General features: G+C 50.1%; 21 protein-coding genes. 9 read left to right on the top strand and 12 right to left on the bottom strand.

Annotated features, from left to right (window positions below):
- Positions 1–75 precede the first annotated feature (75 nt).
- From J4F31_00360 to J4F31_00345, 4 genes are all read right to left on the bottom strand, one after another.
- Entirely contained in the window at positions 76–480 is a 405-nt protein-coding gene (locus tag J4F31_00360; protein ID MCE2495033.1) for a hypothetical protein, read from the bottom strand.
- Between the two features lie 2 nt (positions 481–482).
- A complete protein-coding gene (locus tag J4F31_00355; protein MCE2495032.1) occupies positions 483–878 on the bottom strand; it encodes a hypothetical protein in 396 nt (131 codons plus the stop codon).
- A gap of 23 nt (positions 879–901) precedes the next feature.
- Complete coding sequence (locus J4F31_00350) at positions 902–1,312, bottom strand: hypothetical protein (GenBank protein ID MCE2495031.1); 411 nt, start codon at positions 1,310–1,312, stop codon at positions 902–904.
- Positions 1,313–1,991: 679 nt separating this feature from the next.
- Positions 1,992–2,156: a hypothetical protein gene (locus J4F31_00345; protein MCE2495030.1), complete on the bottom strand. Its 165-nt coding sequence runs from the start codon at positions 2,154–2,156 to the stop codon at positions 1,992–1,994.
- 31 nt (positions 2,157–2,187) lie between these two features.
- Here J4F31_00345 and J4F31_00340 point away from each other — a divergent pair, with 31 nt between their 5' ends.
- Positions 2,188–2,385: a hypothetical protein gene (locus J4F31_00340; protein MCE2495029.1), complete on the top strand. Its 198-nt coding sequence runs from the start codon at positions 2,188–2,190 to the stop codon at positions 2,383–2,385.
- 27 nt (positions 2,386–2,412) lie between these two features.
- On the opposite strand, the gene hppD is transcribed toward J4F31_00340, so the two are convergent.
- Genes hppD through J4F31_00325 form a run of 3 tightly spaced genes read right to left on the bottom strand, consistent with a single transcriptional unit; the run spans position 2,413 to position 5,782 of the window.
- Positions 2,413–3,552: a 4-hydroxyphenylpyruvate dioxygenase gene (hppD, locus tag J4F31_00335; GenBank protein MCE2495028.1), complete on the bottom strand. Its 1,140-nt coding sequence runs from the start codon at positions 3,550–3,552 to the stop codon at positions 2,413–2,415.
- Positions 3,553–3,566: 14 nt separating this feature from the next.
- On the bottom strand, positions 3,567–4,727 hold the full coding sequence (locus J4F31_00330; protein MCE2495027.1) for a homogentisate 1,2-dioxygenase: 1,161 nt from the start codon (positions 4,725–4,727) through the stop codon (positions 3,567–3,569).
- Positions 4,727–5,782, bottom strand: a complete 1,056-nt coding sequence (locus J4F31_00325) for a rhodanese-related sulfurtransferase (GenBank protein MCE2495026.1) — start codon at positions 5,780–5,782, stop codon at positions 4,727–4,729. The genes J4F31_00330 and J4F31_00325 overlap by 1 nt, the downstream gene beginning before the upstream one ends.
- 103 nt (positions 5,783–5,885) lie before the next feature.
- Here J4F31_00325 and J4F31_00320 point away from each other — a divergent pair, with 103 nt between their 5' ends.
- The 4 genes from J4F31_00320 (at position 5,886) to J4F31_00305 (ending at position 8,973) form a co-directional block, all read left to right on the top strand.
- Positions 5,886–6,845, top strand: a complete 960-nt coding sequence (locus J4F31_00320) for an NAD-dependent epimerase/dehydratase family protein (protein MCE2495025.1) — start codon at positions 5,886–5,888, stop codon at positions 6,843–6,845.
- 631 nt (positions 6,846–7,476) lie between these two features.
- The gene (locus J4F31_00315; protein MCE2495024.1) at positions 7,477–7,833 is read left to right on the top strand and encodes a SulP family inorganic anion transporter; all 357 of its coding nucleotides are present in this window, start codon (positions 7,477–7,479) and stop codon (positions 7,831–7,833) included.
- An 18-nt stretch (positions 7,834–7,851) separates the two neighbouring features.
- Positions 7,852–8,523, top strand: coding sequence for a SulP family inorganic anion transporter (locus J4F31_00310; GenBank protein MCE2495023.1), 672 nt, complete (start codon positions 7,852–7,854; stop codon positions 8,521–8,523).
- A gap of 9 nt (positions 8,524–8,532) precedes the next feature.
- Positions 8,533–8,973 carry a hypothetical protein gene (locus J4F31_00305; GenBank protein MCE2495022.1) on the top strand — a complete coding sequence of 147 codons (441 nt, stop codon included), beginning with the start codon at positions 8,533–8,535 and terminating at the stop codon, positions 8,971–8,973.
- Here J4F31_00305 and J4F31_00300 read toward each other — a convergent pair.
- The 3 genes from J4F31_00300 to J4F31_00290 all read right to left on the bottom strand — a co-directional run bounded on the left by J4F31_00300 (position 8,970) and on the right by J4F31_00290 (position 14,370).
- The gene (locus tag J4F31_00300) at positions 8,970–11,120 is read right to left on the bottom strand and encodes a S9 family peptidase (GenBank protein MCE2495021.1); all 2,151 of its coding nucleotides are present in this window, start codon (positions 11,118–11,120) and stop codon (positions 8,970–8,972) included. The genes J4F31_00305 and J4F31_00300 overlap by 4 nt on opposite strands.
- 97 nt (positions 11,121–11,217) lie before the next feature.
- Entirely contained in the window at positions 11,218–12,732 is a 1,515-nt protein-coding gene (locus J4F31_00295) for a T9SS type A sorting domain-containing protein (protein ID MCE2495020.1), read from the bottom strand.
- A gap of 972 nt (positions 12,733–13,704) precedes the next feature.
- Complete coding sequence (locus J4F31_00290) at positions 13,705–14,370, bottom strand: DUF2461 domain-containing protein (protein MCE2495019.1); 666 nt, start codon at positions 14,368–14,370, stop codon at positions 13,705–13,707.
- On the opposite strand from J4F31_00290, the gene J4F31_00285 reads away from it, so the two are divergent.
- Genes J4F31_00285 through J4F31_00270 form a run of 4 tightly spaced genes read left to right on the top strand, consistent with a single transcriptional unit; the run spans position 14,362 to position 17,003 of the window.
- A complete protein-coding gene (locus tag J4F31_00285) occupies positions 14,362–15,420 on the top strand; it encodes a hypothetical protein (GenBank protein MCE2495018.1) in 1,059 nt (352 codons plus the stop codon). The genes J4F31_00290 and J4F31_00285 overlap by 9 nt on opposite strands.
- Positions 15,421–15,423: 3 nt before the next feature.
- Positions 15,424–15,681 carry a DNA alkylation repair protein gene (locus tag J4F31_00280; protein ID MCE2495017.1) on the top strand — a complete coding sequence of 86 codons (258 nt, stop codon included), beginning with the start codon at positions 15,424–15,426 and terminating at the stop codon, positions 15,679–15,681.
- Positions 15,682–15,711: 30 nt separating this feature from the next.
- The gene (locus tag J4F31_00275) at positions 15,712–16,092 is read left to right on the top strand and encodes a DNA alkylation repair protein (GenBank protein MCE2495016.1); all 381 of its coding nucleotides are present in this window, start codon (positions 15,712–15,714) and stop codon (positions 16,090–16,092) included.
- Positions 16,092–17,003, top strand: coding sequence for a hypothetical protein (locus J4F31_00270; GenBank protein MCE2495015.1), 912 nt, complete (start codon positions 16,092–16,094; stop codon positions 17,001–17,003). Before J4F31_00275 ends, J4F31_00270 begins: the two co-directional genes overlap by 1 nt.
- On the opposite strand, the gene J4F31_00265 is transcribed toward J4F31_00270, so the two are convergent.
- Both J4F31_00265 and J4F31_00260 read right to left on the bottom strand, forming a co-directional pair.
- Positions 17,000–18,826, bottom strand: coding sequence for a M1 family metallopeptidase (locus J4F31_00265; protein MCE2495014.1), 1,827 nt, complete (start codon positions 18,824–18,826; stop codon positions 17,000–17,002). The two genes, J4F31_00270 and J4F31_00265, sit on opposite strands and share 4 nt — an antisense overlap.
- Before the next feature lie 9 nt (positions 18,827–18,835).
- Positions 18,836–20,137 (bottom strand): TolC family protein, encoded by a 1,302-nt coding sequence (locus J4F31_00260; GenBank protein ID MCE2495013.1) that lies wholly within the window; start codon positions 20,135–20,137, stop codon positions 18,836–18,838.
- Positions 20,138–20,220: the final 83 nt, after the last annotated feature.

Raw genomic sequence — 20,220 nt, 5'->3', positions numbered from 1 at the left:
CTTTTTCATTTTGCTTCCTTCTTTTCTAAATTAACGATTTTCATTATTTAACCGTTACTGTTTTATGGGAAGCCTTCATGGGGAATCCATCATTTCTTCGTAAGTGTCATGGAGCTGGAACTGGGTGTTAGTTCCATCTGTATCGTCAGATTTCCATTTCACCCAATATTCACCCCACCCGACAATACCAGTCAAATCTCCACCAGATATCTTAGTCTCGATCCAGCTGTCTAAAGCCGGTACATCAACAGTTCCGCCATCATCCATCGTCCATGACTGTCCATTGGCCAAATCGTCCAAGCACTGAGTATGCCCCCGATTATTGCAAATAATCAAGAAGGTTTGTTGAGTCTGGTTAAATGTCATATGAACGTAGTCATATTTATTATTCTTTCTTTCCTTATCCTTCTTGACTACAAGCTTCTCTGAATAGCCCGCCAGGAAGAATAACATTGAAATAATTAAAAAAAGTCGCTTCATAATTAAAAACTTATTGTGAATGGTTCGTTCTCCAATTCAGCTTCTGTTTCTGCTGCTATCATTTGATATTCATACTGTCCAGTCGAAGGGTTTTCTTGACCAATCCATTTAACCCAATACTGCCCGTTATGAAAAAAAACACCTCCAGTTTCTCCATTGGCGATCTCATTTTCAATGAATATAATGGCTCCACCGGCAGTCACTATGCCTACTGGCGGACAGGTTTGTGGGCCAGGGTTCAAGCAGCTCAGTGTATAGTGGGTATCGGATGAAAACTCCTTAATACGCTCATAATGAACCCCATCATTTGAGCCAGATTTGGTAACCTTCACGATAATGTCTGCGAAGGCTCCCAAAGAAAATACGACTGCGAACGTCAGTAAAAGAAATTTTTTCATTTCAGTATTTGTTTTTATGAATATTAATTTTCCCATTGGGAATCAACCATTTCTGCATAGGTATCGGCAATGATGTATTGGCCGTTATACTCATCATTCGTGTTGACTACAAATTTCCATTTTACCCAAAACCCTCCAAAATTGGCTACGCCGGACATATTGCCATTGTCTAGTTGGGCGATAATGAAATTGTGTAGATCTCCACCATCAATTGAGCCATTGTCAAGAATGATTGCAGGGCTATTCCAATCCCACGCACAGTCGGTTTCCCCGGCATCAATACAACGGTATACATCACAGCAAGACGAGTTTGTATACTTTATGTAGTCATAGTGAATACCGTCATCCGACCCACGGAAGATCTTTTTTACTTCTTTCGCATTAATTGGGAAAGCAAAGGATCCCAGAAGTATGAGCAAAATAATTTTTTTCATGTTAAATTAAATTAGTGATTTATACTGGAAATTACAGCTGCCCAAAACATTTTTTTCTAGCCAATAGTCAGCCTCGAGAACCAGTTGATTAGCTATATAAAGTCATCAATCTTCAAAACATACTCTCTTGGTTCTTCAGAGGTTGATGGATAGCTATTGCCAAATCCAAGATAATATGCATAACAATTAATGGTTATTCAATACTGAATAAAAGTATGCGCCGTTGCATATGGTCAGCGAAATGTGATCTACTCATAGAGTGGTACATAACTACAGCGCATCCAAATACTAGCGCAATTGTTACTTTTATGGTAACTTCAACATTTAATTATTTGCCAAAACATAGAGGTGGTATGAATACGCTTTATAAGGACATTGTTTTCGCACTAATTCTCGTCGTAGTGGGAGCAATACTAATCTACGGCTCAAAGGGCTTGACTTATAGCAATTCATTGGCCGTCTTTTCGGGTTTCGGGGCAATTCTGTTTAGGCTTGGTTTTAAAAATTATCGCGTCGTCCCTTCTATCGTCCTCAATCGCCTGTTTATTGTAACAGCCATCTTTCTTTGGTCCTTCGCTATATACTACGGCTACACAAAGTCTTGGCAATCCTTTTTCTGGGGTTTCGCTTTTCTCTCTCTAATAGTGACCATAAAGGCCTTTCATCGAATTTTTATGGGTTACTCAGGGGCAAAAATGGCCATCTGATGCAGTGAATAGCGGTGATTTACGGCTGCCTCGTCGGAAAGTTCTGTAGTGTCGGCGGAGTCGCGCATCTCGCCGCTAGGCGGAGAACAGCAAAACAATACAGCTGCGGTAGCAGCAATGAACAGTCTTTTGATCATAACGCATTGAGTTAAACGCCCAAGGTAGCAAATGTGTCCATTGAAAACCGATCCCTGGATGTCGGGGGGTATTCGCTGGCGCGAGGATGTGCTTATTGCCTCAGGCAGTTGGTTTCGATATTCGAAGTGTAATTGCCTGCGGCAAGTGTATTCTGGCTACGCCGGAGTTGAAAAGCTCACGTACACCAACCCTCACTACGTGTACCCACGATCGGACAGACCCAACTAAGAACTAAGAATTCAAAACTAAGAACTCTCAGAGTGTTCCCCGCACTTCTTGCTCGCGTTCGATCGCCTCAAAAAGGGCCTTGAAGTTTCCTTTACCGAAACTCTTGGCTCCTTTGCGCTGAATGATCTCGAAGAACAACGTTGGGCGGTCACTCACCGGCTTGGTAAAAAGTTGCAACAAATAGCCTTCGTCGTCGCGATCGATCAGGATCCCGAGTTCTTTTAGAGGTTCCAGGTCTTCGTCGATCTCGCCAACGCGATCCAAAACCGTATCGTAGTAGGTCGCCGGTACGCGAAGGAATTCAACTCCGCGGTCGCGCATGGCGGTTACGGTTTCGATGATGTTATCTGTGGCCATCGCAATGTGCTGCACTCCCGCTCCATTGTAGAAATCGAGGTACTCTTCGACCTGAGATTTTTTCTTTCCCTCGGCCGGCTCGTTGATTGGGAACTTGATACGGCCATTTCCGTTGGTCATCACCTTGCTCATAAGGGCCGTGTAGTCCGTAGAAATGTCTTTGTCGTCGAACGAGACCAACTGAGCAAAGCCCATCACCTTGGCGTAGAATTCGACCCAGGTATTCATTTCGTTCCAGCCGACATTGCCCACCATGTGGTCAATGTACTTAAGACCCGTGGGTGGAGCCACATATTCGGGTTTCCACTCTTTGTAGCCGGGCAAAAAGATGCCGTTATAAGCGCTTCGCTCCACGAAAATATGAACGGTGTCTCCATAGGTGTGGATACCCGACCAAACGACCTTTCCGTTTTCATCTTCGATGGTGTTGGGCTTCATGTAGCTTTTGGCTCCGCGAGCCGTCGTAGTCTCCCACGATTTGGTGGCATCGTCGACCCACAGGGCCACTACTTTAACACCGTCTCCGTGCTTGCTCAAATGCTCGTTGATCGGGCCTCCTTGAGCAAGCGGAGTGGTCAGTACCAAGCGGATCTTGTCTTGTCCGAGTACGTAGCTCGCGCGATCCTTGAGGCCCGTTTCGAGACCACCGTAGGCCACGGGCTGAAAGCCGTAGGCGTGTTGGTAGTAATGAGCGGCCTGTTTGGCATTACCCACGTAGAGTTCAACATAATCAGTACCGTTCAAAGGAAGAAAATCTTCCGCGTCCGGAAATACCTTTTCGAGTGCTAGAGAAGTAGTATCCGTTGCCATGTGTAGTAGTTTTCTTATTGCTCAATCCATGAATTCCAGTATTCACCATCGTCCAAAGCTACGGCATCTTTGGTGATCCACAAGGGTTTGAAGGTGTCGACCATGACGGCCAGCTCTTCGGTTTCGGTCTGCCCGACGCTGCGCTCATACGCTCCGGAGTGCGGTCCGTGTGGGATTCCCGCCGGATGTAAAGAAATATAACCCTTGTCGATGTTGTTTCGACTCATAAAGTCTCCATCGACGTAGTACAGCACCTCATCGCTATCGATGTTGCTGTGGTTGTACGGCGCGGGGATCGCTTCGGGGTGGTAGTCGTACAGACGAGGCACAAAGCTACACACTACGAAAGTATCGGTCTCGAAGGTTTGATGAACGGGGGGCGGCTGGTGCACACGTCCGGTTATAGGCTCAAAGTCGTGAATGCTGAAGGCGTAGGAATAGTTATATCCATCCCAACCCACCACGTCGAAAGGGTGCGATGCATAGGTGAGGGTATGCAAGTGGTTTTGCTTTTTGACTTTGATGGTGAATTCGCCTTTTTCTTCGTGGGTCTCCAATGCTTGGGGGCGTCGAATGTCGCGCTCGCAGAAAGGACTGTGCTCGAGTAGCTGTCCAAACCAATTGCGATAACGCTTGGGGGTGTACATTGGGCTGTTGCTTTCCACGATGAACAGGCGGTTGTCCTCGGTATCGAAATTAATCTGGTAGATCATACCCCGAGGTACCAACAAATAATCGCCATAGCCGAACTTCAGGTTTCCAAGCATGGTTCGCAGTGTGCCGGTTCCTTTGTGAATGAAGATCATCTCGTCGGCATCTGCGTTTTTGTAGAAGTAATCGCGGAGCGATTTGGTCGGTGCGGCCAGGGTGATGTTCACATCCTGATTGGCTAATACCGTTTTACGGCTCTTTAGAAAGTCGGCCTCCGGAGACACATTCCACCCTTTAAGCAAGCGACTCGTCATATTGTATTTGACGGCCACCTCGGGGGTCAGGTCGACCGGTTCACCTACCGAGGTTACCATGGTCGGGCGTTCCACATGATACATCAGACTCGACATTCCGTCGAACCCAATGGTACCGAACAACTGCTCGTAGTACAGTGATCCGTCGGGTTTTTTAAAGGTCGTGTGGCGTTTGTGTGGGATCTTACCCAATTTATGGTAGATAGGCATTATGTATGTTTTTGAGTAGGTAAATGATCGAATTTGCGGTGCGAGTGAAACCGTTGGGCCGACTTTTTGCCTTTACGGATCTCTTTTTGCTTTTCTTCGGGCAAGGCGGCGATCTCCGAGCAGGCATCAGAGCAGCATTGGTCGTATTCGGCAGCGCACTCCTCGCACTGAATAAATAGGAGGTTGCACATCTTGTTGGCACAGTTCACTTGCGTATCGCAAGGCTTGCCACATTGGCGACAATGAGAAATAACCTCTTCTGAAATGCGTTCGCCCAGACGTTCGTCGAAAACGAAATTTTTACCGCGGTACTTGTTGGGCAGTTCTTCAAACTTCAACTGACGCGCATAGTCGATGATTCCACCGTGCAATTGGTTAACATCCTTGAACCCATGATGTTTGAGGTAGGCACTGGCCTTCTCGCATCGAATACCCCCCGTACAGTATAACAACACTTTTTTGTCTTCCTTTCCCTTGAGCATCTCAAGTACTTCAGGCAATTCTTCGCGGAATGTTTCGGCTTCGGGGGTCATGGCTCCCTCGAAATGTCCGACTTCACTTTCGTAGTGATTTCGCATATCAACGACCACCGTACCATCGAGGCCCAGTGCTTCGTTCCACTCTTTCGCAGAGAGGTGTCGACCCACATTCGTTACGTCGTACTCACCATCTGCTAGTCCGTCCGCTACGATCTTCTTCCGCACTTTGATAATCAACTTCAAGAAGCTCCGACCATCGTCTTCAACAGCGATCTTAAAGGAGATATTCTCAAACTCCGGAATCGAGTGAAGCTCTTCAACAAATGCTTCCCATTCGTTTTCCGGAACGTTCATTTGCGCATTGATTCCTTCACGGGCAATATAGATTCGACCCAAACATTTTCGGGCGCCCCATTTGCGGTACAGTTCGTCGCGCATCGCCGCCGGGTCTTCAATGATCACGTAGCGATAGAACGATACGGTTATGCGTTTGAAGTCCTCTGCGTCGAGGCGTGCTTGAAGCTGTTCTTTTCCCAGCTTGTTATAAAGTCCTTTTTTTCCTGAATTCGGATCCATCGGCTTAATTCTTTCTGCTCCAGCTGCAAAAATACGGAAATCGTATCGTGCTGTGAACTGACGGATATCATATATCTTAGCACGACACTACACAATACACCCTATGAGCAAGAATATACTGGTGGTGGGCGCGGCCGGACAAATAGGCACAGAGCTCGTCATGGAGTTGCGAAAAGAGTGCGGTAACGAAAACGTCGTTGCCGGAGATATTCGTCCGGCCTCGGACGAGATCATGGCCTCGGGCCCATTTGCTCCCATGGACATTACCGACCTTATGCGTCTCGAAGAAATCATCGAGCGACACGAGATCGATACCGTTTATCAAATGGCCGCCCTACTCAGCGGAACGGCCGAACAGAAACCTCAATACGCCTGGCACCTCAACATGACGGGCCTGTTGAACGTATTGGAACTCGCTCGTGAAGGGAAGATCCAAAAAGTCTATTGGCCTTCTAGTATCGCCGTATTCGGCCCTACGACCCCCAAGGAGCAGACACCTCAGGTAACGGTATGCGAGCCTTCAACCGTTTATGGAATTTCAAAGCTCGCCGGCGAACGGTGGTGTCAGTATTACCACGATCGCTACGGAGTCGATGTACGAAGCATTCGGTACCCGGGTATCATTTCTTGGAAGTCAAAGCCCGGCGGTGGAACCACGGACTACGCGGTTGAGATCTATTACGATGCCCTGGAAAAGGGCTCGTACACCTCTTTCCTCGGAGAGGGCAGCCGCCTGCCCATGATGTACATGGACGATGCCATACGGGCCACCATAGAACTCATGAAAGCTCCGGCCGAGGACGTTAAGATCCGCTCAAGTTATAATTTGGCAGCCATCACCTTTGCACCCGAAGAGATCGCGGCAGCCGTAGCCAAGGAAGTCCCGGGCTTTGAGATCGATTATGAGCTCGATTTCCGACAGGCTATCGCGAACAGTTGGCCTTCGAGCATCGACGACTCCCCCGCTCGCGAGCATTGGGGGTGGAAGCACGAGTTCGACCTGGACAAGATGACCCGAACCATGCTAGAGAACTTGAGAATAAAGCTGTCCACTGGTAATTAGCGATTTACAGCACCATATTTACCCTTATTCGCTTGTATAAGCTTACCTTTGCGCCACTTTTTCAATTCAGGACTCAGGTGATGTTGGCTGCAGCTTTTAGGCAACTACACACGATCGGAACCGTCTTCATGGCTCTTCTGATTATGTTGGCAAGCCTGTTGCCATACTCCGTTGATTTATGGAACAGCACAAATGAGCTTTCTCCGATAGGTTCGGCTCAGGCGTCTTATTCCGAAGCCAATCCCCACGCAAAATCCTTGGGGTGGAAACTCATTATGGAGTTGGAGGAGGTGGACTCCGAAGATGACCGCTTGTCCAAATCTGCTCCCCTGAAGCATCGCGGTTATTCCCAACTCTGCTCATGCACCCACGAACGACTCGAAAGCATTCGTTCATATACAGCCCTCGAAAGGTCTGAAGTCGACCTACATGACCTGTCGATTGTTCAGCCTAGGTATATACTTTTCCATAACCTTAAAAGTGCCCGCCGCGGTATAATCCGTTTCTTTTGAAGCTCTATTGATCGTGCCCGTTCACAAATGAGGCACTGTTGTTCTATTCATCAATCAATTCAGGTTATACCATGCTCTCTATCCATAAAAACGCCTTAAAATCCCTTAAACCCGACTTAATGGGCGGGCTGCTCTCCGCAATCATTGGCCTTCCAATGGGGCTTGCTTTCGGAGTTCAATCGGGAATCTACACAGCAATTCTACTGGCATTTGTTGTCGCTCTCTTTGGAGGGACTAAAACACTTATTTCAGACTCGCCCGGACCCATGACCGTTGTCGCGGCGACGGTGGTTTCTTTGGGCCTTCACGAGGCTGGAAACATTGATGCTGCCTGGCCTTTGATCGTGGGCACTTTTGTGCTGGCCGGAATATTCGAAATGATCTTCGACGTGCTCGACTTCGGAAAGTATGTGCGCTTCATGCCCTATCCTGTGTTGTCCGGGTTCATGGCGGGCATTGGAGTAATCATTATTTAGGTCCAAATATTACCTCTTTTGGGCCACGCCTCTCCAAAAGGGTTCGTGAATATCATGACACACCTCGACCAGCCTATTACGCACATGAACTACGAGGCCCTGCTCCTCGGCGCCTTCACCATTCTCACCATCTACACCTTTCCACTTATCACTAAGAAAGTTCCCTCAATCCTGGTCGCCTTGATCGGCGGTACGGTATTCAGTGTTTTTTTACAACTCGACGTGCCTACGATCGGCGAAATACCGAGGCAAATGCCCAACTTTCACCTCGGCGAGCTTGGGCGCCTGAGTATACACGACTTCGAGTTGATCTTGACCCAGGCCATTATGCTTGGTGGTTTAGGGGTTATCGCCAGTTTGCTTACCTCTGTCGTTGCGGACAATGTTACCAAGACCAAGCACAACAGCAAGTGGGCGGTCATAGGTCAAGGGGTTGGCAATATCGCGGCAGCGTTGTTTGGAGGAATCCCGGGAGCCTGGGCGACCATGGGAACCGTAACCAACATCAAGGCAGGTGCTACGACAAAACTATCGGGAATCGCCAAAGGGGGTTTTTTGCTAATTATCGTCGTCGGTATAGCGGATTGTGTGCAATACATCCCTATGGCAGTGCTAGCCGGAATCCTCATTACGATCGGCGTGGGAATCAAAATGCTCTTCAAGGTACCGAAGCAAGACGCCGTTGTTTGAGCTATCGTATTGGCCGTAACCTTGTTTGACAATTTGTTCGACGCGGTCGGAATCGGGTTCGCGTTGAGTTCGATCCTTTTCATTGGTCGTATGTCGAAACAAATGGCCGAAAGTCACAAAGGAGAGGCTTTACACAACGTAGTTGGCGAACACAAGCTGCCCGAAGACCTTGCAAATAACGTCTTGGTTCACCGACTCGAAGGACCCTTTTTCTTCGGGTTTTCGGATCGGTTCAGGGATTATTGTGAATCCATGGTCAAAACGCACGTGATTCCCGGGCACGAGCCCGAGAATCACTGCTTTGATGGTTTCGAAAATTGCGTGGCTTTCCTACACGAGAGAATCTCCCTCCATGGCGACCACATGGAATACGAAGAGCTCTTACTCGAAGAACCACTCCGTAAAAATCGCGCCAATTGGCAACAGCGCTTGCAAAATGAGCCCGCTTAGTCGAGTTTGCGCACCCCGGTATTCCACATCATAAAGCTGTAGACGTCGGCGTACTCCTCTATGATTTTTGAGATCGGCTTTCCGGCACCGTGTCCGGCATCGGTTTCGATGCGGATCAACACGGGGTTTTCGCCGGCGTGCTTCTCTTGAAGCGTTGCTGCGAACTTAAAGCTGTGTGCAGGAACCACGCGGTCATCGTGGTCACCCGTGGTCACCAACGTGGCCGGATACTCCGTTCCTTCCTCTAGGTTATGCAACGGAGAGTAGTTCAGTAAGTAGTTGAACATCTCTTCGCTCTCCTCGCTGGAACCGTATTCCGGTACCCATCCCCAACCCACGGTAAACTTGTGATAGAGAAGCATATCGAGTACGCCTACGGCGGGAAGTGCAGCTGCGAACAAATCAGGACGCTGCGTCATGCACGCCCCAACTAATAAACCACCATTGGAACCGCCCATGATGGCGAGGTGGTCCTTGCTCGTGTAACCTTCAGCGATGAGGTATTCACCTGCATAAATAAAGTCGTCGAACACGTTTTGTTTCTTGAGCAACATTCCGGCCTTGTGCCAGTCTTCACCATATTCACCACCACCGCGAAGGTTGGCCATAGCAAACACTCCGCCGTTCTCGAGGAGCAATAAACGCGTTGCGCTGAAGCTGGGGGTCAGGCTGATGTTGAACCCTCCGTAACCATACAACAAGGTCGGATTAGTACCATCGAGCTCCAATCCTTTTTTGTGGACGATGAACATCGATACTTCAGTGCCGTCCTTGCTCTTGTAGAACACTTGCTTGCTCTCGAACATATCTGGATCGAACTTCAAGTCGGCCTGGTAGTATGTCTCAGATTCACCGGTGGCCACGTTATAGGCATAAATGGTTCCCGGATCCGTGAAATTGGTGTAACTGTAGTACAGTGTTTCCCAATCCTTTTCACCCGAGAAGCCGCCTGCCGAACCGGCACCGGGCAATTCGATCTCCTGAATATCCGATCCATCGTAGTTCATTCTGTAAATGTGCGACATGGCGTTCTCTAAGTATTCAGCGAACATCACACCACCTCCGGTAGTAACGGAGCTCAAATAGACGTCGCGTTCCGGAACAATGGTCTCCCAATTCTCCGGTCCTGGTTTCGCCGGGTCAACGGCTACAACTCTGCGCATCGGTGCATCGAGGTCGGTAGCGATGATGAACTTGCCGTTCTTGAAGTCCACGACATTGCTTTTACTCCCGAAGTCGTTAGTAAAGGGAATGAATTCCTGATCTAGTTTTTCCGGATCCTGGAAGTAGACATTGACTCCCTCCGTGCCCTGTGCTTCGTACATGATGAAGTACTCGTTGTCTTCGGTCATGCCGCCATAGTGATACAGGCGTGGGTTGTCTTCGTTCTTGTAAATGAGTTTGTCTTCGTCTTGCGAAGTACCGAGTTCGTGGTAGTAGATCATGTGGAAATCGCTCGATGCCGAAAGCTCGGTACCCTCCGCTGGTGCCGGATAGCACGAGTAAAAGAAACTGTTTCCGTACCAGCTGGCACCACTGAATTTACACCACTCGAGCACATCGTCGAGTTCGGTATTGGTCTCGATCTCACGAACGTGGATAGAGCTCCAGTCGCTTCCCGCTTCACTCACGGTGTAGGCCATGTATTTGTGATCGTCACTTGAACCTACCAAGTTTACACTTACCGTTCCGTTCTCACTCATGGCGTTGGGGTCGAGGAAAACCATTTCTTCGCCCTCCTCACCTTTTTTGTAGTAGATGACGCTTTGGTCTTGAAGTCCGTCGTTCTTGGTCAAAAAGACGTATTCACCCACCCTTCGAGGAGCGCCTACCCTGGGGTAGTTGATCAACTCGGTCATACGATTGACCAAGGAGTCGCGGTAAGGGATTTGATCCAAATATCCGCGGGTCACTTCGTTCTGGGCTTTGACCCAAGCTTCAGTTTCAGCACTCGTGTCGTTCTCGAGCCAGTTGTATGGATCGGCCACATCATGGCCGAAGTACGTGTGCACAGTATCGACTTTCTTCGTTTCCGGATACTCCGGAGCTTCTATGGTCATAGCTGCTGAATCTTCATTGATTCGTGTTGAGCAGGACGCGAGTAGCATTCCTGCCGCTGAGGCAGTGATTAAAAAACTTCTTTTCATGTTGAGTAGAGTAGTTTAGAGGGCGGAATTTACGAAATTAAAAAGCCCCCCGCGAACGGGTCGCAAGGGGCTTTTGACAGTGCCTGGAAAGCTTTGTTTATTGCTTCAGGATTTGAAGGCTGATATCGCCGAAGCTCAAAGTATATAGCCCGCGTGAAAGGTGGCTCATGCCGGCTGTTTGGCCGTTGATCTCCATCACGGCCTTTCCGCTCATGTCGTACAGGATTCCTCCGCTCACTTCGCGACTGAAGCTCACTACATCCACTACGGGGTTCGGGTAGGCTTTCAAAAGCGTTTCTCCCTCTTCGTCCATTCCTATAGTGGTGCTGATGGTGTAGAGTGAAAGGGTTCCGCTTACCTCGCTGGCCACGGCCAAAAGGTTGCCGTTGGTTGGGCTTTCAGAAGCCGGAATGAATACGACATCCTCAGGGCCTAGGTCACCAGCTCCGCTTTGGTCAGCATCCACGCTGAAGTCTCGGTTGTTGAAGTAGCTTACGAAAGATGGTGCCATTGGGTTGCTAATGTCGTACACCATAACTCCACCCATACGCTCGAGTCCGATGAAGGCGAAACGGTATCCACCGATCTCGGCAACCTCGATCGCTTCTGGCTCAGATGCTTTATCGTCTGAACGGCTCTTGAATGAGTCGTTATCGTCGTTGTTCGAGTTAAAGTTGTTCGGGTAGGCGTTGAAGGTCTGCTGTCCGAACTCGCTTCCGCTGTCCCAAACGAGTTGTCCGTTCTCATCCCACACAGAAAAAGAGCGACCACCGTAGCAGTACAGCTCATCGCAGTCTCCATCGCCGTCGATATCACCCAATGTAGTGGTGATGTTCATACGACCGAGGCTATCCTCGTTCTGCAAGTCCGCGGCGTTAGGGAACGCGGTCGGGTCCAAGGTGAGGTCCTTAACGCGATCTTCTTCGCTGAATCCGTCGTAGTCACGTGAGTCTCCTTCGTTAGCCGTAACGATGTAGGTGCTTCCGTTGTGCTCAAAGGCTTTGATGGCATCGGGCTGATACATTCCGTAGATCGGCCAGTTCTTGAACTCAACGGTGCTGGTTTCGTTGCTGGCGTCCATTACATTATTCGGGTCCATCCAGTCTTTGAAGCCTAAGGCAGCGATACCGGTAATGGTGTTGTTCGTAAGGTCGATCATGATGAACGCATTGTTTTCCTGGCAGATCACCCATGCCATTTGGCTGTTAGGTGCTACGGCGATGTACTCAGGCTCCAAGTCTTGAGAGGCTGAGGACGCGATCGATCCGGTGGCGAAGGTATGGGCTCCCGCATACGTCCAGGTATTCTGTGGATATACGAGGAACTCTGAACTCGCAGAGTCGACTCCGGCCGCAGCGGCCCAGTCGGTGTTACCAGAGGTTACGGTCGATTTGCGAACGATGGTGTGATCTTGTGTTCCGTTAGATACTCCGGCAACATCGAATCCCGATCCCGGATCGTAGGTGGTGTCAGCTACCAGGTCGTAGAACCCGATGAGGTCGATTGCGACCGTGTCACCGGTAGTGGCGTCGATCTTGAATAGTCCGCGAACATCATCTCCGTTGAACGTGCACGTGTAGGCCGTACCTGATGCGAATGGGTTTTCTACCAATGAGTCGGCAACGGCGACAACGGCAGGGTCAATATCTTCGTGTGCGATGAGGTAAGCTTCTCCATCGGCCAAAGTGGTTCCGGCCGGGAATCCGAATACGCCGCTCCACGGGTTACCGTTGTAGTTGTCGCGCACTACGTAGTTCGAAAGGTCGACATCGGTGCCTGTTCCGTTGAAGATCTCGTAGTATTTGTTTTGACCCGATCCTTCACTGTACTCCGAGAAGAAAAGGTCTTGAGCAACGGCCGGACCTTCGCCGAAGATGCGGACGCCCTGTGCGCGCAAAGTCGCTTCCTGACCATCCCATTGTGTGAAGTCGAGCTCGGTAACATCATTTTGCGATACGTTTGTGATTCCGCCGCTCACATCGATGATGGTCACCGATCCTGTCGGATCCAGGGTGTACTCGTCATTTGGCTCGCCCTCGTTGGCTACCAACACTTTGTTTCCGTCCGGAGTGAAGGTCACCATGTCCGGAAGGTACCCGGCCTCGACATCAGCTACGTAGTTTCCGTCTACATCGAAGAAAACGGCTCTACCGCGATCTCCGGTTTCGTCGGCTTCCACGGCCGCTACAATATACCCGCCGTAGTACGCCACGGAGTTGGCTCCGGTGCCCCACTGCGATACGTCGATGGTGCTGGTTTTGGTGATGTTGGTCGGTGTAGAGATGTCGAACACATCGATACCGTCCACGTCGGCATTGATACAGAAAATTCGTTGGTTCACCGGATCGTGAGCGAGGATCTCCATCGCTCCTCCGTCGAAGGTTCCGGATTCGTGGGTTGACAACAAAGAGAGGTCGACCAGGTTTTGGCCAAACGCCGTTGCCCCGAGGATAACAGCGGTCAATAAAGTGTAGAGTTTCTTCATGCTGATTACTTTTCCACAAAATTCCTCAACACGAATCCAAAGGGCGTTAAGCCCGGCTTGGGGTTAGATTAAAGGTTTGTAAAAAAGATTAAGAAATCATTACGTCGCCTCGCGAAGGAAGGAAATGACCGGCATGGCGGTTTTGAAATGCTCTTCGATCACCTCGGCAAAGTCGTCCCGCAAGCAGGTCGCAGCCGGAAGCTCCCCCATGAAAAAGAGTTGTTTCTTATACAACAAAGGCTTTCCGTTATCGGCCGCTATTCCGAGTTCTTTCGGCAATCTCTTGTGCTCCTCGCCTTGAATGGTGCCAAAGCTCTTCTTGAACTTCGGCTCGGTAATGAGTGAATTAAAAAGGTCGTAATTGTGCTGAAGCGCATTGCGCAGATTCCCTAAATCGGAGTTCGGCACCTCGTAGGCTCCACCGCCCATCATCACTTTATCCGGCCCCGCGTACAGATAAAACCCCGGCGAGGTTTTGTCCTTCCGCCCGTAGGGCGAAATGATTGCGGTCCGATTCAGTTTATACGGCGTTTTGTCCTTGCTGAAACGGATGTCGCGATTAATCCGAAAAATCGCGTCTTTGGCCGAAAGCCCGAGATCGTCGTCGTATTTTCGAGCGCGTTCGATAACGTCGGCAACCAGGTTTTCGAACGGTTTCTTTACATTACTTTCGTATCGTTTGCGGTTGGCATCGAACCACTCCCTGTGGTTATTCTGGGCCAATTCGCGGAAAAATTCGAGAAAATCAGACGGGAGATGCGCCATGGTCGTTTCATTTACATGCCTCAAGTTAAGCAAATAGCCCTCTTTTTGTTCGTTTGCTCGGCCCTTTTAAGTTGGGGACAGGGAACGGGTGCCTCGCGGCACGATGCGCAACTCCCGCTCGAACAGAGCTCTGTAGTTTTCGAACTGGACCTCTTGCCCGAATTGCCCGAGGCCTTGGCCTTTGATCCGATCGATTCGTTGTGGTACTTCGGTATGGTCAAAACGGGAAATACCTACCGGTACGACCCGCGATCCGAGAAGCTCACCCTGTACTTGGGAGGCGATAACGACGGCCGCTATGGTGTTTTCTCCATGGAGATCGATCCAAAGGAACGCAGGTTGTACGTGCTCTCGAGCCCGATCACCGCTTTCCATGGCGAAAACGCCAGTCGATGCACCTTGTTCGAGTACGAACTGAACACCCGTGTGCTGCTGGCGCTGAACGATTTCTACGACGGTGATGAACGCCGTCTGTTGGGCGATATGGAGCGCTATTCGGATGGCACGCTCTTCATCAGCGACAGCTACTATCCGGCCATTCTCAAGCAAAACGAGAAGAACGAGTTGGTAGAGTTCATTTTTCGGCCCGATCTGTTCAAGAGCCTTCAGGGCTTGGCAATGGATCAGGAGCGCGGGATCCTCTATGCGGCCGATTATCGGAACGGACTTTTTGCCATCGACATCTTTACCGGAGAGGTCTTGGCCGATACCGTGGGGATCGAGGGTTACTCACTCCAAGGCATCGATGGACTGTCGCCTTTTAAGCCAAAAAATAGACCGGGCACCCTATACGCCGTTCAAAATGGGGTGCGCCCCATGAGAGTGACCGCGGTGGGTCTGTCGGAGGACGGACGAACATTTCGCGCCGCTGAGGCGCTTGATTGGAATATCTTTTTTCGGAGCGAACCGACGAATGGCGTTTTTATCGGGAACGAATACTACTACATCGGTAACTCGCCTTGGCCGTTTTTCGATGATTCCGGGGAGCCTCAGGAACACGAAATTTGGGAGAGCAAGCTTGAAATTCGAAAGGTAGAATTGATCGATTGAACCATGAATGCCCCGGAATATTTACACGATCTCGAACAGGCCTTTAGAAAGGCTGAAGACCCTGAGCGGGCCGAGCAAATGACCGCATATACGCGCGGTCAGTACGAGTACTACGGCATCATGGCCAAGCCGCGGACCGATATGATTCGGGCACATGTTCGGGACCATGGACTTCCGGCCGATCCGGTGGAGGTGGTCGAGCTCTGTTGGGAGCGACCTCAGCGCGAATGGCAGTATGTGGGCATGGAGCTGTCCGAGTGAGCGCACAAGAAGAAACTGGTTAAGAATCCGGTGGACCTATTTCGGTTCATGATCGTAAACAAGAGCTGGTGGGACACGGTCGATTTCATCGCATCTAATTCCGTTGGCCGGGAAATGGAGCGCATAGGGAACTGGCGTCCGATCATGGAAGAATGGCTAACTTCAGGGAATATTTGGCTGCAAAGAACGACGCTAATTTTTCAGTTGAAATACAGGAATCGCGTCGATAAGGATTGGCTACATTACGCCATTTCGAACCTGCGGGTCGATAACGAGTTCTTTATACAAAAGGCTATCGGGTGGGCATTGCGGCAGCACGCCCGCGTTGATCCGGATTGGGTTTTGGCTGAAGTTGAACAGCAAGGCCTCGTGGGGTTGGCCCGTCGTGAGGTCCTGAAACACCTGAAGTGATGCTTACCGGAATTACCTTTTTGATCTGCTTATTTTCCTTTTCACTTGTAGCGCAAACAGAAGAGCTCGTAGTTGCTAAAAAGCTCTCTTTCGTTACTCAGAAGGCGCATTTTGACAAGGAGGAGCTCGGGATCTCCGTAGTTATACCGCTGGCGACCTTTGAGGAGGCAGAGCGGAATTTCGAAAAGCGGATCGATGATTTTACCAAAGCTAAGGTAGAGCACGTGAAGGGATCGTACCGCATTTATCCCATGGATTGGCCGGAGGTTTGCGATACCGGCTCTGTGTATTTTGGTCATTTCGAGGATTCGGAATTTGGATTGATCTGGCTTTCGGCCGTAGAGTGCCGCGATCGGTTCATTCAACCCAACGACACCAAAGCGTGGATAGAGCTCAATCGCATGATCAAGGTATTTGCCTACGAGGTGTACGACGATGCTTTTTCGCAAGTGATCGAGGAGCAAGAGGGCGTGGTGAAAGAGCAGGAAAAGCGAATCAAGAATTTTGAGAAGGAGCAGTCGAAGGCCACCAAGGATATTTCGAAAATGAACGACGATATCGCCAATCTGGAAGCCGAGATCCACGATTACGATGAGGAGTTGACGGTGCTCAATGCCGCAATCGGAAAAGAGCGTTCGTCCCGAGTGGGCATGATCAACGAGGAGAACATAAAAGCGAGTAAGCAGCGCGAGAAAGACTTCAACAAATCGCGCGATAAGGCTCGCAAGCAGCAAAGCAAGCGCAAGGACGAAATACTGGCCCTCAAGCAAGAGATCAGTGTCTCGGAACAGCGCATCGCCGATATCGATGCGGCCATGCCCGAGCAAATGGAATTGCTGGCCGATGAGACCGCAGAGCTTGCCCGGCTCGAGTCGGAATACGCGAAGGTGAAGGGGTATGCTAAAAATTAGCGCTTAAAGAGTATCTCCTCTTCGGGCAGTTCGGTTTCGCGTGGGAAAATGTTATTCGTTCGGTCCATATCGACCGTGAAATGTCTGGGGTCAATCTGAACTTGCTTTATGACCTTCCCATTCAGCGGAACGCGAAAGGCGTAGTTCGGGAAGGTCCACGGCCAAGCCGGATGAGTGATCTCGCCCTCTGCTAGTTCTCGCTGCCCCCACATCATTTTAATCGGCACATAGTGATGCTCTACGGATCCGTCGTTGAATTCGATCTCTATGTCCAGAGGCATGGGCATGGCACCCATGTTTTTGACGTAGACCGTTGCTGTATCACCCGGTGATTCGATGGCCGTTACGGCGTAGTCGAGATCGCGATTAAGCCGGGTCCAGTACTCGAAGAACCAATCGAGCTCGAGTCCTGAAGTCCGCTCCATTACTCGTTTAAAGTCTCTCGGTGTGGGGTGCTTGAATCCCCATTCTCCAAAATAAGTACGCATTCCTTTCAAGAACGCCTCCTCACCCATGATATACTCCAGCTGGGTGCAAACCAATGCTCCTTGAGTATAGGCCGCAACACTGTAGCTGGCATTTCGCGTATAGTGGTCGGCGTGCGTTCCAAGAGGCTCTACATAACCCAATTCCTTGGATCGAATGTAGCGCGCATAATCTTCGAGGTGAGGGTTGTCTTGACCCTGTTCCCATATCTCTTTCAGGATGCGGTTTTGAGCGTAGGAGGTAAACCCTTCGTCCATCCACGGATAAAGCGCTTCGTTCGTGGCCAACACCCCTTGATACCAATTGTGCAGCATTTCGTGCACTGTAACCGATACGAGTGCGGCAAAGGAAATTTCTCCCGAGATGAGCGTCGCCATGGGGTATTCCATTCCGCCATCTCCTCCTTGAATAGTGCTGAACTGCTTATAGGGGTACACTCCGAAATCCCTGTTCATGATCTCCATACACTGAATCGCTTTTTCGGGCAGGGCTTCCCAGTTGGCGATGGTGGCCGAGTCGGTCGGTTGGAAAAAGAAATGTAGGTCCACGTCGTTGGGACCTTTAACGGTGATTTGTCGGTAGTCTGGGTCTGCCGCCCAGACGAAATCGTGTACGCGAGGGGCTTTGAACCGCCATGATCTGAATCGGCCCGCAGGGCGCGCTTCTCCTAGCAAGTAACCGGTAGCAGCAATTGTATAGGCGGAGTCGATGTTGATAGTAACGTCGAACTCGCCCCATACGCCGTGAAATTCGCGACCGATATAGGGGTTCGCATGCCAGCCTTCGATATCGAACTCGCACATTTTGGGGTACCACTGGGCCATGGAGTAGTCGATTCCCTCTTTATTGTTGCGTCCGTTACGGCGAATCTGCACCGGTACTTGCGCTTCGAACTTCATTTCAAAAACGGCCTTTTTTCCTGGGCTAATAGGCTCGTTGAGCGTTACTTCGAGTATGGATCCGGACACTTGATAGGAGACGGTTTTCCCGTTTTGTTTAAGGCTTTTGATCAGTTGGTAGCCCGTTTGGTCGGGCTCCAAGTGATAGATCCGGTCGCGAATACGGCTGTCGGGATCGTCGATGGTGCGCGAGCGCACGTCCATCATGCTTCCCGGTTGAAAGGCGTTGAAGTAAAGGTGGTAAAAGACCTTGTCGAGTGTTTCGGGTGAGTTGTTGTAGTAGGTGAGCTTTTGGGTTCCATCGAAGCGATGCGTTTCGACGTTCATGTCGATCTCCATCTCGTATTCGGCTCGCTGTTGCCAATAGCCTGCCTGTGCAATGAGTGAACCGTTGAATAGAAGAAAAAGCAGGGTGGCTGCGGATCTTTTTAAAGACATAACAAAAGATTATTGAAGTAAACGGCCCGAAAGGCGAATCAACTCGAGCTCGCTGAGCTTGAGTGCGTATCGGGCATTATTGAGGTTTATTCGCGCCAAGGCTAAATTCCGTTGGGCCTCACGAAACTGAGTGCTCGTAATTTTTCCGCGGGCGAATTGCTCTTGACTTCGTTCGAAATTGATTTCGTTGGTGGCGACGTTTATGCGCTCGATCTCCAGTACGGTCAAATCGTTCTGGTAATTTCCCCAGGCGTTTTTGACATCCCGCTCGACACCGGTGTTCGTTTTTTCGCGCAATTCTTGAGAGTTCTCATAGGCGAGTTTAGCGTTCTTCACCTGCGCTGAAATTCGGTCGCCGTCGAACAGAATCCACCGAAGGGTGAGTCCTGCCGTAAACCCTTGATTCTCCTGCTGCAAAAGAATCCCTGCGTCGTTCTGGCTATTGGTATAGCCATACTGAGCATTGAGATCGAGCCGAGGATATCGCTGCCCTTGTGCTCGTTTGATATCAAAATCGACCCTTTGCTCTCGGTACTCTGCAGCCATCAAAAAGGCGTTATTTTGCATAGCGCTATTGAGCAGATTATCGAACTCTAATTCCGGTGCGTAGACTACATTGGTATCCACTTCGTATTCCGTATCGATCTCGAACCCGAGCAGCTGATTGAGCGTTCGGCGTTCGTTCAACCACGACTGGCGGGCTTGCAGAACCGTTACGGAGTCAGCGTTGTAATCGACTTCGGCATTGAGCACATTGAGTTTGGTCGAAGATCCGAAGTCATAGCCCACTTCTTGCCTCCGCAGTCTTTCGCGACTAATATCGAGGTTACTCATGGCTATATCGTACTGCTGCTTTAATCGGGCCACATTGTAATAGCTAACGCCCGATCGCAATAAGATATTCTCGATGGTATAGCGGGCCTCGAGGTCGGCAATGATCGCCGAGTTCTTGAGTTGCTTGTACGAGTATATCGTTCCGAGACCATCGAACAGAATATAGTTGAGTCCAACGTTAGCACCCAGATTTTGCGATTCGGCTCCGTTGCGCGATACGGGCGGAATGTCGCCTGCAAAAGTGAGGTCTGTGTTGTTGTTGCTGTACGATCCGCTCCCGTTCAGGGCAATGGTGGGTGTTAGTCCGGCATTCCCGGGAACGGCACTATTCTCTGCTGCCTCCGCGGTATTCCGAGCTACTACCACATCGTAGTTTTGCTCGAGGCAGATCTGCACTACTTGGTCAAGCCCCAGTTGGTCCTGCGCATCAACGCCCCAGCTCAATAGTGCGAATAATATGATCCAACTACGCTTCATCGCCCTTTCTTTTTTCGATCTGCAGTTTCTCCCAATATTGTTCTTTTACCGCCGGCTCCATGCTTTCCGGATTGGGCCGGGGT

This window comes from Flavobacteriales bacterium (genome assembly GCA_021296215.1).
Lineage (GTDB): Bacteria > Bacteroidota > Bacteroidia > Flavobacteriales > ECT2AJA-044 > ECT2AJA-044.
Note: the sequence above shows the minus strand (reverse complement) of the source record. Positions and strands in the feature narration are given on the sequence as shown.